This window comes from Rhodococcus sp. 05-2256-B1, from assembly GCF_002258465.1.
Classification (GTDB): domain Bacteria; phylum Actinomycetota; class Actinomycetes; order Mycobacteriales; family Mycobacteriaceae; genus Rhodococcoides; species Rhodococcoides fascians.
Genome location: NZ_NOZA01000031.1, coordinates 106,631 through 122,320, shown reverse-complemented (window position 1 = coordinate 122,320; position 15,690 = coordinate 106,631). Strand labels below are relative to the sequence as shown.

At 66.3% G+C, this 15,690-nt stretch carries 16 protein-coding genes; 8 read left to right on the top strand and 8 right to left on the bottom strand.

Going from position 1 to position 15,690, the window contains the following annotated elements; genetic code table 11:
• The first annotated feature begins 52 nt into the window (after window positions 1-52).
• The 5 genes from infB (at window position 53) to CH285_RS20530 (ending at window position 6,348) form a co-directional block, all read left to right on the top strand.
• The gene (infB, locus tag CH285_RS20550) at window positions 53-2,986 is read left to right on the top strand and encodes a translation initiation factor IF-2 (protein WP_032390116.1); all 2,934 of its coding nucleotides are present in this window, start codon (window positions 53-55) and stop codon (window positions 2,984-2,986) included.
• Between the two features lie 157 nt (window positions 2,987-3,143).
• Complete coding sequence (locus tag CH285_RS20545) at window positions 3,144-3,434, top strand: DUF503 domain-containing protein (RefSeq protein ID WP_027496748.1); 291 nt, start codon at window positions 3,144-3,146, stop codon at window positions 3,432-3,434.
• Between the two features lie 100 nt (window positions 3,435-3,534).
• On the top strand, window positions 3,535-4,023 hold the full coding sequence (gene rbfA / locus CH285_RS20540; RefSeq protein ID WP_027496749.1) for a 30S ribosome-binding factor RbfA: 489 nt from the start codon (window positions 3,535-3,537) through the stop codon (window positions 4,021-4,023).
• A gap of 1 nt (window position 4,024) precedes the next feature.
• A complete protein-coding gene (locus CH285_RS20535) occupies window positions 4,025-5,023 on the top strand; it encodes a DHH family phosphoesterase (protein ID WP_032390117.1) in 999 nt (332 codons plus the stop codon).
• Entirely contained in the window at window positions 5,020-6,348 is a 1,329-nt protein-coding gene (locus CH285_RS20530) for an MATE family efflux transporter (RefSeq protein WP_032390118.1), read from the top strand. The genes CH285_RS20535 and CH285_RS20530 overlap by 4 nt, the downstream gene beginning before the upstream one ends.
• A gap of 15 nt (window positions 6,349-6,363) precedes the next feature.
• Here CH285_RS20530 and CH285_RS20525 read toward each other — a convergent pair whose 3' ends face one another.
• Genes CH285_RS20525 through CH285_RS20510 form a run of 4 tightly spaced genes read right to left on the bottom strand, consistent with a single transcriptional unit; the run spans window position 6,364 to window position 9,457 of the window.
• Window positions 6,364-7,458, bottom strand: a complete 1,095-nt coding sequence (locus CH285_RS20525; protein ID WP_032390119.1) for a sulfate/molybdate ABC transporter ATP-binding protein — start codon at window positions 7,456-7,458, stop codon at window positions 6,364-6,366.
• Window positions 7,455-8,264, bottom strand: coding sequence for an ABC transporter permease (locus CH285_RS20520; protein WP_032390120.1), 810 nt, complete (start codon window positions 8,262-8,264; stop codon window positions 7,455-7,457). The genes CH285_RS20525 and CH285_RS20520 overlap by 4 nt, the downstream gene beginning before the upstream one ends.
• Window positions 8,261-9,046 carry a molybdate ABC transporter substrate-binding protein gene (gene modA / locus CH285_RS20515; RefSeq protein WP_032390121.1) on the bottom strand — a complete coding sequence of 262 codons (786 nt, stop codon included), beginning with the start codon at window positions 9,044-9,046 and terminating at the stop codon, window positions 8,261-8,263. Before modA ends, CH285_RS20520 begins: the two co-directional genes overlap by 4 nt.
• 12 nt (window positions 9,047-9,058) lie before the next feature.
• Window positions 9,059-9,457, bottom strand: coding sequence for a TOBE domain-containing protein (locus CH285_RS20510; RefSeq protein ID WP_027496755.1), 399 nt, complete (start codon window positions 9,455-9,457; stop codon window positions 9,059-9,061).
• 233 nt (window positions 9,458-9,690) lie between these two features.
• Between CH285_RS20510 and CH285_RS20505 the strand changes: the two genes are divergently transcribed.
• The 3 genes from CH285_RS20505 to truB are packed head-to-tail and all read left to right on the top strand — an operon-like array spanning window position 9,691 to window position 12,244.
• Window positions 9,691-10,614 (top strand): metallophosphoesterase family protein, encoded by a 924-nt coding sequence (locus tag CH285_RS20505; RefSeq protein WP_032390122.1) that lies wholly within the window; start codon window positions 9,691-9,693, stop codon window positions 10,612-10,614.
• On the top strand, window positions 10,611-11,276 hold the full coding sequence (gene npt / locus CH285_RS20500; RefSeq protein ID WP_032366441.1) for a 4'-phosphopantetheinyl transferase Npt: 666 nt from the start codon (window positions 10,611-10,613) through the stop codon (window positions 11,274-11,276). The genes CH285_RS20505 and npt overlap by 4 nt, the downstream gene beginning before the upstream one ends.
• 35 nt (window positions 11,277-11,311) lie before the next feature.
• Window positions 11,312-12,244, top strand: coding sequence for a tRNA pseudouridine(55) synthase TruB (truB, locus tag CH285_RS20495; protein WP_027496758.1), 933 nt, complete (start codon window positions 11,312-11,314; stop codon window positions 12,242-12,244).
• A gap of 43 nt (window positions 12,245-12,287) precedes the next feature.
• Here truB and CH285_RS20490 read toward each other — a convergent pair whose 3' ends face one another.
• From CH285_RS20490 to CH285_RS20475, 4 genes are read right to left on the bottom strand one after another with little or no spacing between them, the layout of a single operon-like run.
• On the bottom strand, window positions 12,288-13,040 hold the full coding sequence (locus CH285_RS20490; protein ID WP_370878688.1) for a metal-dependent transcriptional regulator: 753 nt from the start codon (window positions 13,038-13,040) through the stop codon (window positions 12,288-12,290).
• Window position 13,041: 1 nt separating this feature from the next.
• Window positions 13,042-13,869, bottom strand: coding sequence for a metal ABC transporter permease (locus tag CH285_RS20485; RefSeq protein ID WP_205912357.1), 828 nt, complete (start codon window positions 13,867-13,869; stop codon window positions 13,042-13,044).
• A gap of 48 nt (window positions 13,870-13,917) precedes the next feature.
• Window positions 13,918-14,715, bottom strand: coding sequence for a metal ABC transporter ATP-binding protein (locus CH285_RS20480; RefSeq protein WP_045841827.1), 798 nt, complete (start codon window positions 14,713-14,715; stop codon window positions 13,918-13,920).
• Window positions 14,712-15,674 carry a metal ABC transporter substrate-binding protein gene (locus tag CH285_RS20475; protein WP_032390123.1) on the bottom strand — a complete coding sequence of 321 codons (963 nt, stop codon included), beginning with the start codon at window positions 15,672-15,674 and terminating at the stop codon, window positions 14,712-14,714. The genes CH285_RS20480 and CH285_RS20475 overlap by 4 nt, the downstream gene beginning before the upstream one ends.
• Window positions 15,675-15,690: the final 16 nt, after the last annotated feature.

Here is a 15,690-nt window from a genome sequence, read left to right as displayed (position 1 = left end):
CCCGAGGTCGTGCGGGCACCAAGCCTCGCTCGGCCTCTCAGTGAGGAGAGCAGTGGCAGGCAAGGCCCGCGTGCACGAGTTGGCAAAAGAACTCGGTGTCACCAGTAAGGAACTACTCGCACGGCTCAAAGAGCAAGGCGAGTTCGTCAAGTCCGCATCATCCACAGTCGAAGCCCCCGTGGCTCGTCGACTTCGTGAATCCTTCCCGTCCGCAAACGCGGACGCGCCGGCGTCCGGTGCAGCAGCACCCAACGGTCGCGCAGCAGCAGATCGTGCGTCGGATTCCGCCGCGAAGCCCGGCGCAGCAAAGCCGAGTGGACCTCGTCCCGGACCCAAGCCGGCATCCCGCCCGGCCGAGCCCGAGGCCCCCGCTGCACAGGCACCCGCAGCGCAAGCTCCGGCAGCACAGTCGCCCGCTGAGGTAGCTCCCGCTGCCCCGTCGGCACCGGCCGCTGCGCCCACGCCGGCACCGGCTGCGCCCTCCCCTCGTCCGGCGGCACCCACTGCTCCGGTCGAGCAGGCACCTGCCGCGTCGGCCGAGGCAACAGCGTCGGCTCCGGCCGCCCCTAAGCCCGCTGGTCCTGGCCCCAAGCCCGGCCCGAAGGCCCCGCGCGTCGGAAACAATCCGTACTCGTCGGCTCCGGTGGAACGACCGGCTCCGCGACCCGCTCCCGGTGCCGGTGCTCCCCGCCCCGGCGGCGGACGACCGGCTCCCGGACAGGGTGGACCCCGTCCGGCCGCACCGGCAGGCGGCGCTCGTCCCGCTCCCGGACAGGGCGGCCCCCGTCCCGCACCGGGTCAGGCCGGACCTCGGCCCAGCCCGGGCTCCATGCCTCCTCGCCCCAATCCGGGTGCGATGCCGACTCGTTCGGCACGTCCCGGCCCCGCAGCAGGACGTCCCGGTCGCCCCGGCGGCGCACCGGGTGGACGTCCGGGCGGCGGCGGTGGCGGTGGCTACCGCGGCGGTGGCGCTCCCGGCGCTCCCGGTGGTGCACCAGCAGGTGGCGCTCCCGCAGGTGGCTTCCGTGGCCGTCCCGGCGGCGGTGGCCGTCCCGGTCAGCGTGGCGCAGCCGCAGGTGCGTTCGGTCGGCCCGGCGGAGCAGTCCGCCGCGGTCGCAAGTCGAAGCGGGCGAAACGCGCCGAGTACGAGAGCATGCAGGCTCCCGCAGTCGGCGGCGTCAGGCTGCCCCGCGGCAACGGCGAGACCATTCGTCTCGCCCGCGGAGCATCGCTGTCGGACTTCGCAGACAAGATCGACGCCAACCCCGCTGCACTCGTGCAGGCACTGTTCAACCTCGGTGAGATGGTCACCGCGACGCAGTCGGTCAACGACGAGACGCTGGAGCTTCTCGGCGGCGAGATGAACTACGTCGTGCAGGTCGTCAGTCCCGAGGACGAGGATCGCGAACTGCTCGATTCGTTTGACCTCACCTACGGCGAAGATGCCGGCGGCGAGGAAGATCTCGAGCAGCGTCCCCCGGTGGTCACCGTCATGGGCCACGTCGATCACGGTAAGACTCGACTGCTCGACTCGATTCGTAACACCACGGTGCGCGAAGGCGAGGCCGGCGGCATCACGCAGCACATCGGTGCGTACCAGGTGTTGACCGAGCTCGAAGGCAACGAGCGTCTCGTGACCTTCATCGACACCCCCGGTCACGAGGCCTTCACGGCCATGCGTGCTCGTGGTGCCAAGGCCACCGACCTTGCGATCCTCGTGGTCGCGGCCGACGACGGTGTCATGCCGCAGACGGTCGAAGCCATCAACCACGCCCAGGCGGCCGACGTGCCGATCGTGGTCGCGGTCAACAAGATCGACAAGGAAGGCGCGAACCCGGACAAGATCCGGCAGCAGCTGACCGAATACGGTCTGGTCGCCGAGGAATACGGCGGCGAGACGATGTTCGTCGACATCTCCGCCAAGCAGGGCACCAACATCGATGCCCTCCTCGAAGCGGTGCTGCTGACGGCCGATGCGTCACTCGATCTGCGTGCCAACCCGGACATGGATGCCCAGGGTGTCGCCATCGAGGCACACCTCGACCGCGGTCGCGGTCCGGTCGCCACCGTGCTCATCGCCCGCGGAACGCTGCGCGTCGGTGACTCGATCGTCGCCGGCGATGCCTACGGCCGCGTGCGTCGCATGGTCGACGAGCACGGCGAGGACGTCACCGAAGCGATGCCGTCCCGGCCCGTTCAGGTCATCGGCTTCACGTCGGTGCCCGGTGCAGGCGACAACCTTCTGGTCGTCGATGAGGACCGGATCGCCCGTCAGATCGCCGATCGCCGTAATGCCCGTAAGCGCAATGCTCTGGCGGCCAAGAGTCGCAAGCGCATCAGCCTCGACGATCTCGATGCAGCTCTGAAGGAGACTTCGCAGCTCAACCTGATCCTCAAGGGTGACAACTCGGGAACCGTCGAGGCGCTCGAAGAGGCCTTGCTCGGTATCCAGATCGACGACGAAGTCGAGTTGCGCGTCATCGACCGCGGTGTCGGTGGCGTCACGGAAACCAACGTCAACCTGGCGTCGGCATCCAACGCGATCATCATCGGCTTCAACGTGCGGGCCGAGGGCAAGGCAACCGAACTCGCCAACCGCGAGGGCGTCGACATTCGGTACTACTCGGTGATCTACCAGGCCATCGACGAGATCGAGAAGGCCCTCAAGGGCATGCTCAAGCCGATCTACGAAGAGGTCGCTCTGGGCCAGGCCGAGATCCGCGCGCTGTTCCGTTCCTCGAAGGTCGGAAACATCGCCGGTTGCCTCGTCACCTCCGGTACGATCCGTCGCAACGCCAAGGCGCGCCTGCTCCGTGACAATGCGGTCGTGGCCGAGACCGTGACGATCTCCTCGCTTCGCCGCGAGAAGGACGACGCAGTCGAGGTTCGTGAGGGATACGAGTGTGGTTTGACGGTGACGTACTCCGACATCAAGGTGGGCGATGTCATCGAGGCGTACGAGCTCCGTGAAAAGCCGCGCGACTAGAACAGGTCCGGAGCTGAACAGCTCCGTTCCCGGTCGCGTCGGCTCGGTGGTGAAGCCAGGGGAGTGACACTGCACTCCGGGGACGAGCCGGTGGTGGTACGACATATGTACCGCCACCGGCTTTGTCGTCGGAGCTGATCGAAGGGGCGACGTCAGCGTGTATCTGGGTGCTTTGGAGTTGGACGTGTTGTTGGGGGACGTGCGTTCGCTCGCCGAGAAACGGTCGATGGTCGAACCGGTTCTCGGCGATCTGCAGAGGCTGGGAGTGTCTGCCGCCGAAACCGGTGAGCGAGAACGTATTCGGCGTTCGATGTTGGGCGTGGCAGCGGCGGGCACGAACGTCGACCTGTTGCACGACAAGCTCGACGAGTGCGAGCGGCACGTCGCCGAGCGTCAGGATCTGGAACTGTTGGCAGTACGCCGAAGAATTTTCGGCCCCGAGGATTAGATCGGGGAGTTCGTCGAACGTGTTCGGCGAATGTTGGAGCGTAATCGCCGAGACGTCGCACTGCAGTGACGTCCGGCCATGAAAGAGGAGTGTGATTGTCGTGGTGGATCAGGCCAGGGCTCGTAAGTTGTCCAAGCGAATCGCCGCTATCGTTGCGACGGCGATCGACCACGAGATCAAAGATCCACGGTTGGCGTTCGTGACCATCACCGACACGAAGGTGACGGCCGACCTGCACGACGCCACGGTGTACTACACGGTGATGGGCGAGGATCTCGATACCCCGCCCGATCTGCAGGGAGCTGCGGCGGGTCTGGAGAAGGCCAAGGGCGTTCTCCGCTCGAAGGTCGGAGCCGGTACCGGTGTGCGGTTCACTCCGACGCTGACGTTCGTGACGGATACCGTCCCCGACACCGCCCGGCACATGGAAGAGCTGCTCGAACGCGCTCGCGCAGCCGACGAGGAGCTGGCTCGCGCCCGGGCGAACGCGAAGCCTGCCGGAGACCCGGACCCGTACAAGGCTCCCCGCGAGGAGTCACCCGCGGATCGCGGCGATGCAGAAGCCGTCGAGCCAGCCGAAGCCGACTGAGATGTCCGATGGCTCTGGTTCGGAGTTCGAGCTGGACGAGGATCTGGCGTGTGCGATCGAGATGCTCGAGCGCGCTTCCTCGGTGACCGTGCTCTGCCATGTCCAGCCGGATGCCGACACGATCGGCAGCGGATTGGCAATCGGTTCGGTACTCGAACGTCGCGGCGCGCAGGTGCAGGTGGCGTTCGCCGCGCCCGCGTTTCTGCCTCAATCGATGGAAGAGCTACCGAACCGGCATCTACTGGTGGAGCCGGAGAAGGTGGCCGAATCGGTCGATCTGGTGGTCACCGTGGACGCCGGAAGCCGAGGTCGACTCGGTTCGCTCGGCGAGCGGCTCGACTCCGCATCGGAGTCCCTGGTCATCGACCATCACCGAAGTAATACGCGGTTCGGAACACTGAACGTCGTCCACGCGTCCGCCGAGTCCACCACGGCCGTGATCGTCCGCCTGCTGGATCGGTGGGGTGTCGACATCGATGCGGACCTGGCGCATCTGCTGTTCGCGGGTCTGGTCACCGATACCGGGTCGTTCCGGTGGGTGCGGCCGGGTTCGCATCTGCTCGCCGAGAGATTGCTCGCGACCGGCATCGACGGTGCACGGATCGCCCGTCGCCTCCTCGATACGCACCCCTTCGACTGGCTGCCGATGCTCGGGGCGGTACTGGGTTCGGCCGAGCTGCTGCCCGACGCGGCGGGCGGAAAGGGGCTCGTGTACGCCGTCATCCGGAGCGAGGATTCGGCCGGTCTGAGGTCGGAGGAGATCGAGAGTGTCATCGACATCGTGCGGACCACCTCCGAGGCGGAGGTGGCTGCGGTGTTGAAGCAGCAGGATTTCGGGTCGGTCTGGGTTGTGTCGCTCAGATCCAAGACGCAGGTGGACGTATCTGCAGTGGCGACCGGTCTCGGCGGCGGTGGACATCACAACGCCGCGGGCTACACCGCGACCGGTGAGCTCCCCGACGTGATCGATGCGCTCCGTGAGGCCTTGTCGGCGTCGTGAGTTCCACCCCTGTCACGGCTCGCCGAATTCTCGGGCTGTCGCTTCCATCTCTCGGAGTTCTGGCCGCCGAACCCCTCTACCTCCTGTTCGACGCGGCGGTCGTCGGCCGGCTCGGCGCGTTGGCTCTGGCCGGCCTGGCGATCGGGGGGCTCGTCCTCGCTCAGGTCAGCACGCAGCTGACCTTCCTGTCCTACGGAACCACTGCGCGTGCGGCGCGCATGCACGGTGCCGGTCGTGAGCGCGACGCCGTCGGGGAAGGGGTGCAGGCGACGTGGCTGGCGGTGGCGATCGGTCTCGCGATCGTCCTCGTGGTCCAGTTGTTCGCCGCCCCCGTCGTGTCGCTACTGGCCGGTGGCGGTGACATTGCCGCGGAGGCACTGCTGTGGCTGCGCGTGGCGCTGGTGGGGGTGCCGTTCATTCTGATATCGCTGGCCGGGAACGGCTGGATGCGCGGCGTGCAGAACACGACGACACCATTGCGGTTCGTCGTGCTCGGTTTCGGCGTGTCGGCGGTGCTGTGTCCACTCCTCGTCCACGGCCTGCTCGGATTTCCGCGGCTCGAATTGGTGGGCTCGGCCGTTGCGAACGTCATCGGCCAAGGTGTCGCAGGCGCTCTGTTCGTCGGTGCCCTCGGGCGGTCGGGTGCGCCGTTGCGCCCGCGCTGGTCGGTCATGCGGGCGCAGCTGGTACTCGGCCGCGATCTGATCGTGCGCAGTCTCGCGTTCCAGGCGTGCTTCCTGTCTGCCGCAGCGGTCGCGTCGAGATTCGGTGCCGCGTCGGTGGCGGCAAATCAGGTGGTGCTGCATCTGTGGAACCTGGTGTCGTTGATGCTCGACTCGTTGGCCATCGCCGCGCAGACACTCGTGGGAGCGGCCCTGGGTGCGGGCAGGACCGAGGATGCGCGTGCGCTCGCTCGCCGGTTAACGGCATGGTCGACGGTCTTCGCGGTGGTCCTGGCCGCGGCCTTCGCCGTCGGTCGGCCGGTCGTCCCGGGATTGTTCACCACCGACGTCTCGGTGATCGATCAGATGCAGGCGATCTGGTGGATCTTCGTGGCGATCATTCCGGTCGCCGGTGTGGTGTTCGCGTTGGACGGGGTGCTGTTGGGCAGCGGCGATGCCGCGTTCTTGCGTAACGCCACGATGGCGTGTGCGATCGTCGGGTTTCTGCCGTTCATCTGGTCGGCCCTGGTGTTCGACTGGGGTGTCGTGGGCATCTGGCTGGGTCTGGGTGTCTTCGTCTGCCTGCGCATGGTCGCGGTCGCCGGTCGAGTGCTGTCGGGTAAATGGCTCGTGACCGGTAGTGATCGGCAACTGCGAGACTGATCGCGTTCGCATGCATCACCGCCGTGACACCAGGGCCGGATGCAGCACCACCTCGCGGCTCTTGACGACGAAGAACACCCGTCGGCCGGGTTCCAGGCCCAGCTCCGATACCGCGGCGGCGGTGATGTCTGCCGCGATACCCGGTGTGCCGTCGGGGTGCGGACGAGCTCGGACGCGGATGCCCGAGCCCTGCACTTCCATCTCCTCGATGACTACTTCGAAGACGTTGCGCGGGCTGGCGTGCGGCGCGGTGAGGTGTACCGAAACCGCAGCGGGGGAGAAGACTGCGACCACCGGCGTCCCGGAACCGTGTTGCCCCGAGCCGTGCACGACGGTGTCCCACGGCGTGCGCAGCGCGGTGGTGTCGCCGACGGTGAGTGCGTGGCCCGAGATCAGATTGACCCCGGCCATGCGAGCACCGAACTCGCTTCGCGGGGCGGTGAGAACGTCGGCGACCGACCCGCGTTCGACGACGCGTCCACCGTCGACGACGGCGACGGTATCGGCGAGTGCGACGACGTCGAGCAGATCGTGGGTGACGATCAGTGCCGTACGACCGTTCTCTCGGAGTACGGTGCGCAGCAGTCTTCGGATGGCCGGGGCCGTGTCGACGTCGAGCGCGGCGAGCGGTTCGTCGAGCAGGAGGAGTCGGGGATCGGCGGCGAGTGCGCGGGCGATGGCAACCCGCTGAGCCTGGCCCCCGGACAGCTGTGCCGGGCGGCGCTCGGCCAGGTGAGAGGCTCCGACTGCGTCGAGCCATCGATCGGCCACTGCTCTGGCCGTCCTCCGGTCGGCGCCGGAACTACGTGGTGCGAATGCGACGTTCGTCCGTGCGGTCATGTGAGGAAACAGCAGTGTCTCCTGTGCCAGAGTCGCGATGCCGCGGGCGTGCACCGGAACGGCCGTCCTTGCGGTCGTGTCGGTCAGAACGTCCTCGCCCAGGCGGACGATGCCGTCGTCGGGTGGCACCAGGCCCGCGACGAGCTGCAGCAGTGTGGATTTACCTGCGCCGTTCGGTCCCAGGATCGCCGTTGTTTCACCCTCGGCGACATCCAGCTCGAGATCGACGCCCCGGGCCGCGACGGTGGCGCGCAGGTGTAGCGAACTCATGGTGTTTCCGTCGTTCGAGTACCGCGAGCGGCCAGGACCACCACTGCCGCGACGACGACGAGGACGAGCGACAGGGCTATCGCTGCGTCGGGGTCGGACTCGCGTTGCAGATAGATTTCGAGGGGCAGGGTTCTGGTCACTCCCTCGAGAGAACCGGCGAACGTCAGCGTCGCGCCGAACTCGCCCAATGCGCGCGCGAACGCGAGAACGATTCCGGACGTCAACCCGGGCAGGATCAAGGGGAGGGTGACGCGGCGCAGGACCGTCGTAGGGGGTGCGCCCAAGGTTGCGGCCACCACGTCGTATCGGTCCCCGGCAGTGCGCAGCGCGCCCTCGACGCTGACCACCAGGAAGGGCAACGACACGAAGGCCTGGGCGAGCACCACGGCCGTCGAGGTGAACGCGATCCGGATTCCGAAGGCATCGAGATGTTCGCCCAGTAGCCCTTGGCGACCGAACGTGTAGAGCAAGGCGATGCCGCCGACCACCGGGGGGAGCACCAGGGGGAGGACGACGAGGGAACGCAGCGTCGACAGACCGCGAAACGAACTGCGGGCGAGGACCGTTGCCATCGGCACACCCAGGAGCACACACAACACCGTGCTCGCCGAGGCCGTCTTCAGACTCAACAGCAGTGCGGCTACTGCGGACTCGGACGTGATGAGCCCGAAGAAGTTCGTCCAGTCGATTCGGGTGAACATCGCGGCCAACGGCGCGACGACGAGAAGCGCTCCGGCAGCGGCAGGGACGAATATCCATCCGGGTACACCGACGGTCGGACCTGTGCCCGCGGCGTGCCCGGTCACGGTGCCGCGAAACCGGCCTGCGTCAGCACTTCACGGCCGACCGGTCCGGCGACGAAGTCGGTGAAGGCGCGGGCCGTGTCCACGTTGTCGGATCCGCTCAATGCTGCGATCGGATAGGTGTTGACCGCCCCGCTCGATTCCGGGAAAGGCACGGCGGTGACGGCGTCTGCGGCCCCCGTTGCATCGGTGACGTACACCAGTCCGGCGTCGGCCTGACCGGAGGTGACCTTGCCCAGAACGTCGGTGACGGACGACTCCTCGCTGACGGCCGGGATGTCGGTTCCGGTGGCGTTCTCGACGGCTGCCGTGGCCGCGCCGCACGGCACCTGCGGCGCGCAGATCACCGTCAGCACATCGGGTTTCGCCAGATCGGCGAACGACCGGACGGCCTTGGGGTTACCCGGGGCAGTGACGATGGTGAGGGTGTTGGAGGCGAAATCGACCGGGTCGCCGGCGACGAGGCCGGCATCGACGATCGTGCTCATGTTCTTGGTATCGGCAGAGGCGAACACGTCGGCAGGTGCACCGTTGACCAGTTGCGCGGCCAGATCGGAGGAGCCCGCAAAGCTGAAATCGACGGTGGTACCGGGATGTTCCTGCTCGAAGCGGGTGCCGAGCGCGGTGAACGTCGAGCGCAGTGATGCCGCCGCGAACACGGTCAGCGTGCTCGAACCCCCGTCCTGCGGAGCGTCCTCGGCAGCGGGGTCGGCCGCGCACCCTGCAAGCATCAGGGCGACCGCGACCAGAGCACCGTGAACCGCTCGAATGTTCTTCACTGACATCGTCCTTCGGTCCTAGGGGGTTTCGACAATGACGGTCGTGGCCTTGACGACCGCGACGGTGATGGAGCCCGGTTCGAGCCCCAATTCCTGGACCGACCGGGTACTCATCAGGGACACGATGGTGAACGGCCCACACTGCATGCGGACCTCGCTCATGACCGCGTCGGAGACCACCTCGGTCACCAGCCCCACGAGTCGGTTCCGGGCCGAGCTACCGCCCGATGCCACCTCGGGCGGGGGAGCGGCGTGCTCGCGGGCGTACTGCGCGAGAGCGCGCGCGTCGACGACCTTGCGGCCCGTCTCGTCGTCGCGGGAGGGCAGGGTCCCGCTGTCCATCCACCGGCGGACGGTGTCGTCGCTGACTCCGAGCAGTGCGGCGGCGTCGCGTACCCGTATCGGCGGTGCCGTCATCGCACGATGCCGTTTCCTGCAGCTATCCGCAAAAGCGTCATGAAAGGCACCATATACCCGAATCTGCGGTCGTTGCTGCGTGGACCCTCCTTTCGGAGCCGTCGGACGAACCGCAGCGGTTCACCCCCGCGTGCACCGCTGCGGAATCTCCGGGGAGTATTGGAGGTTGGTACGTTCTCGGGCGGTTGTGGCGATTCGACGTCGGCGGCCGAGTGCATCGGAAGGGATCATCAGTGGCAGCCAAGTTATGGGCAGTGAGCGACATTCATGTCGGACATCGAGGCAATCGACCTGTCACCGAGGACATTCATCCCGAGTCACCCGAGGATTGGCTGATCGTCGCCGGAGACGTCTCGGAGAAGACCGACGACATCAAATGGGCGCTCGAGCTGCTGCGCAGCCGCTTCGCGAAAGTGATCTGGGTTCCTGGCAATCACGAGTTGTGGACGACGGTGAAGGACCCCGTTCAGATCCACGGAGCGGCTCGGTACGAGTACCTGGTCAATCTCTGCCGCGAGATCGACGTCGTCACTCCCGAGGATCCCTACCTGCTCTGGGAAGGCGAAGGTGGACCCGCGACGATAGTGCCGATGTTCCTGCTCTACGACTACACGTTTCTCCCGCAGGGTGCGCGGGACAAGGAGCACGGGCTGGCGATCGCGCGCGAGAAGAACGTCGTCGCCACCGACGAGTTCCTGCTGTCCTCTCAGCCGTATGCGACGCGCGATGCCTGGTGCCATGCCCGCATCGACGCCACCCGCGAGCGCCTCGACGCGCTGGACACCACGGTTCCCACCGTGCTCATCAACCACTTTCCGATGGTGCGTCAGCCGACCGAGGTGTTGTTCTACCCGGAGTTCGCCCTGTGGTGCGGTTCGACGCTCACGGCGGACTGGCACATCAGGTACAACGCGATCTGCTCGGTGTACGGTCACCTGCACATCCCGCGGACCACCTACTACGACGGCGTCCGCTTCGAGGAGGTCTCGGTGGGTTACCCGCGCGAATGGCAGCGCCGTGGACTGCCGAACAACGTTCTGCGCCGAATTCTTCCGGTTCCCGAGTATCCGCCGGGCACGTTGAACAAATGGGGCGGGCACTTCACCGTGACGCCCGAGATGGAGGCAGAGGTCGAGAAGATGAGGGCAGGCCAGTGATCGAATCGCTTCTCCCCAATGGTGTTGTCTCGGCCGAATTGTTCACCGATCCACCGGGTTTGATGCCGCACCCACTCGAAGCGCCGTTGGTCGCCAAGGCGGTGGACAAGCGCAAGCGTGAGTTCACCTCGGCTCGACACTGCGCACGTGTGGCGATGCAGAAGCTCGGTGTGGAGCCCGCGCCGATCATGCGCGGCACCTCCGGCGCACCGCAGTGGCCGAAGGGAGTGGTGGGATCGTTGACGCATTGCGACGGCTACCGCGGTGCCGTTCTGGGCTACGCCATGCAGGTTCGCTCGGTGGGAATCGATGCCGAGCCACACGGACCTCTTCCCGACGGTGTGCTCGACGCGGTCAGCCTCGAAGCCGAGCGCGAGTGGCTCTCGACAGCGGGCCGAGAAGACGTCCACTGGGATCGAGTGTTGTTCTGCGCCAAGGAGGCGACGTACAAGGCCTGGGAGCCGCTGACCGGTCGCTGGCTGGGGTTCGAGGACGCGCACATCACGTTCGAGCGCACCGGCACCGGTGACGACATCTCGGGAACGTTTCGATCCGAACTGCTGGTCCCGGGCGACACCGTGTCCGGACCTCCGCTGACGGCTTTCGACGGTCGATGGATGGTGTCCGACGGTTTGGTGATGACGGCGATCTCGGTGATGTGACGACCGGCTCGTCGCGCCTGGCACAATGCACTCTCGTGAGTGCTCGCGGAAAGATCTCGTCCGGTCTCGTCGGTGCCGGTGTGTTGGTGGTCGACAAGGGGCCGGGCGTCACCAGTCACGATGTCGTCGCGTCGTGCCGAAAGTTGTTGCAGACCAGAAAGGTCGGTCATGCGGGGACGTTGGACCCCATGGCGACCGGGGTGCTGGTTCTGGGCGTCGAGCGGGCGACCAAGATGCTCGGACTGCTGACGCTGACGACCAAGTCGTACACCGCCACCGTGCGACTGGGGCGCAGTACGACGACCGATGACGCCGAGGGTGAGGTGCTCGCCGACGTCCCGGCCACGAATGTCTCGGATTCGGATATTGCGGCCGGGGTCGCCGCACTCACCGGTGACATCGAGCAGGTTCCGGCCAGTGTCAGTGCCATCAAGGTCGACGGTCAGCGGGCACACAAGCTCTCGCGCGCCGGTGAGGAGTTCACCCTCGCCGCTCGCAAGGTCACTGTCACTCGCTTCGACGTGACGGCTCGCCGCGATGTCGTCGATTCCGATGGCCGGTTCGTCGACCTCGATGTCGAGGTGGACTGCACGTCGGGGACGTACGTGCGCGCGCTCGCACGGGATCTCGGCGCAGCACTGGGCGTCGGCGGCCACCTGACGGTTCTGCGCAGAACCAGGGTCGGGCCGTTCACGCTCGACCACGCCGTGACGCTCGAGGAATTGGCCGAGAATCCCGCTGTGGGTCTCGATATAGACGAGGCCGCGCGCACCGCATTTCCGCACCGACAGATCGATGCCGCCGAAGCGGAGTCGCTCAGCCAGGGACGCTGGCTCGATCCCGTCGGAATCGAGGGGGTCTACGCGGCTGTCGATCCCACCGGGCACACCATCGCGTTGCTGCAGGAAAAGGGCAAACGGGCGAGCTCGGTGATGGTGGTGCGGCCGGCAACACTGCGCGGGTACTGATTTCCCGTTCGGATCGGCCCTGCGACCGAGGGGACTGCACCGCTCAGGTGGCCGGAACCATCCAGATCGCTTCGGCGGCGCGGTGACCGAGATCGATGGACTCCGTGCTGCCGCGTCGGGCGAGTTCGATCGCCACCGTGCCGGCGTAGTCGCGTCGTTCGACCACGGTGATCGGTAGATCGAGCTCGATGCCGACCGAATCGAAGTACCGGAGCATTGCGGGGTCCGAATCGGAGATACGAGCCACTCGTCCCGACTGACCGTCGAGGTACTCGCTCAGTCTGGTTGCGGACGGCGTGTCGATCGACCCGTTGGCCGACGGAATCGGGTCCCCGTGTGGATCTCGTTCGGGGTGGCCGAGTTTGGCGTCTATCCGATCCATCATCAGATCGGATACCGCATGTTCGAGGATTTCTGCCTCGTCGTGGACCTCGTCCCAGCCGTACCCGAGTTCGCGAACGAGGTAGGTCTCGATGAGGCGATGTCGACGGACCATGCCGATGGCCGCCAGTCGGCCCTTCTCGGTGAGTGAGATGGCACCGTACCGGGCGTGGTCCACCATGCCCTGATCGGCGAGTTTGCGAATCGCCTCGGACACCGTGGATGCGGATACGCCGATTCGTTCGGAGAGCATCTTGGTGCTGACGGAGTCTTCACTCCATTCGCTGGCCGTCCAGATGACCTTGAGGTAGTCCTGCGCAACTGCGGACAGCTGTACGCCCTCGTCGGCCGGAGCTGGATCGTCTTTTCGTTGCGCCACGTCGCCGAGCTTAGGCAATCCAATGGAAAAAGACATCTCACCCGGCCGGAGCCACCGTCACCTGTCCTCGGCGGCGCAGAGCGCGCGTGACGATGCCCTGCGCCGGGCTGAACAGGTAGGCCAGCACGAACACCAGGCCTTGGGCCAGCACCACACTGCCACCCGAGGAGACGTCGAGATAGAAACTGGCGTAGATACCGACCAGGGCGCAGCCCACCGAGATGGCGGGGGCAATCATCAGCATGCGGCCGAAGCTGTGGGTGAGTAGGTATGCGGTTGCGCCGGGTGTGATCAGCATGGCGACGACCAGGATGACGCCGACGGCCTGTAGCGCCACGACGGTCGTCAGCGCGAGCAGCGTCAACATCGCGGCCGAGATCACGCTCGGATTGATACCGACCGCGCGAGCCTGCGTGCGGTCGAAGGCGAACAGAGTGAAATCGCGACGCTTGATCACCATCACGGCCAACGCCAGCCCGCCGAGCACGAACACCTGGATCATGTCCGACTGCGACACCCCGAGCAGGTTTCCGAACAAGATGTGGTTGAGGTCGATCTGGCTCGGAAACTTGGAGATCAGGACGACGCCGAGGGCGAACAACGTGGTGAACACGACGCCGATCGCGGCGTCCTCCTTGACGATGGTGGTGTTGCGAACCACCCCGATGGCACCGACCGCGATGAGTGCGAACAGCAGCGCGCCGATGGCGAACGGCGCACCCAGCAGATAGGACAGGGCGACGCCGGGGAGTACCGCGTGCGATACGGCGTCCCCCATCAGTGACCAGCCGATGAGTACGAGCCAGCAGCTCAACACTGCGCAGACGATCGAGGCGGTGACGGTCACCAACAGCGCACGCTGCATGAAGGTGTATTCGAGAGGATTGACGACGAAGTCGATCAGGTACACGGTTCAGCTCGCTTCCGAAGTAGGAGAGCTCGCGCCCAGTTCGTCGATCTTCGACGGGTCCATGCCGAAGGCCAGTGCCAGGTTCTCCGGGCGCAACACCTCGGCTGGACTGCCGTGCATCAGGACCCGCTGCTGCAGCAGGATTGCCTCGTCGCACAGTTCCGGAAGGGCGTGCAGATCGTGGGTGGACACCAGGACGGACGCACCCTGAGCGGCCAGTTCTCGGAGGAGTCGCGTGATCGTCGCCTCGGTCTTCTTGTCCACTCCTGCGAACGGCTCGTCGAGGAGCAGCAAGGACGCTTCCTGAGCGATGGCGCGGGCCACGAATGCCCGTTTGCGCTGTCCGCCGGAGAGTTGCCCGATCTGTCGATCGGCGAGCTCGGTGAGATCGACTCGTCTCAGGGCCGCGTCCACCGCAGCTCTGTCTGCCGCACGAGGGGTTCGGAGAAAGTTCTGTTTGCCGTAACGACCCATCATCACCACGTCCCGGACGCTGATGGGGAAGGTCCAATCGACCGATTCGGCCTGGGGCACGTAGCTGACCGTCCCGGCTTTGCGGGCCCGGGCGGGGTCGCCGCCGAAGACCGTGATCGAACCGGCATCGGTCTTGACGACGCCCATGATCGCCTTGAACAGCGTCGACTTACCCGATCCGTTCATTCCGACCAGGCCGCAGACGCGTCCGGGTGCGAGGGTCAGGCTCGCGCCGACCAGCGCCACGACGTCTCGGTACCGAACGTCGACGGCGTCGACGGTCAGCGCGGCACCGTCCCGGTTCGCACCCGAGATGTGCCGGGTCATCGCGTGCCCACCAACGCGTCGGCGATCAGCCGCGCGTCGTAACGCAGCAGATCGAGGTAGGTGGGCACGGGTCCGTCGGCGGCGCTGAGGGAGTCGACGTACAGCTTTCCGCCGAAGCGGGCACCGGTGTCCTCGGCGACCTGGAGCTGAGCCTTGTCCGAGACGGTCGACTCGCAGAAGACGGCAGGCACGTCGTTGTCACGTACGAAATCGATGGTGCGGACCACTTGTTTGGGTGTCCCTTCCTGTTCGGCATTGACCGGCCACAGATACGCCTCCTGCAGGTCGAAGTCGCGGGCCAGATAGCCGAACGCGCCCTCACACGTCACCAGAGCACGTTGCTGCGCCGGAAGTTGGGCCAGATCGGATTCCAGTTCGTCGCCGACCGACCGCAGCTCGGTGATGTACGCGGCGGCGTTGGCGCGGTATTCCTCGGCATGGACAGCGTCGAGCGCCACGAACGCGTCGGCGATGTTGGTGATGTAGGTCTCCGCCACGACCGGCGACATCCAGGCGTGTGGATTGGCCTTGCCCGCATATGCGTCGTCGCGGATGTAGACGGGTTCCACGTGTGCGCTGACGACCGCGTGCGGTGCGGGCACCCGCTCGACGAACTTCTCGAACCACGCCTCGAGTCCCAGACCGTTGTCCAGGATCAGATCGGCGCTTTCGGCAGTGCGTAGGTCGCCGGGTGTGGGCTCGTACCCGTGAATCTCGGCTCCGGCCTTGGTGATCGACTCCACACGGAGATGGTCGCCCGCAACGTTCGCGGCCATGTCGGCCAGCACCGTGAACGTCGTCAGGACCAACGGTCTGCCGTCGTCCATCGACGTCGGCTCGTCGTCGCCGACCGCGCGAGCGCATCCGCTCGACGTCGCTACCAGCAGTCCCGCAACGGCCCAGCTCGCAACGATTCGACCCACGCGAGATCCGCAGGATCGAAGAAATAAGTTAGGCACCCCGAAATATTTACCG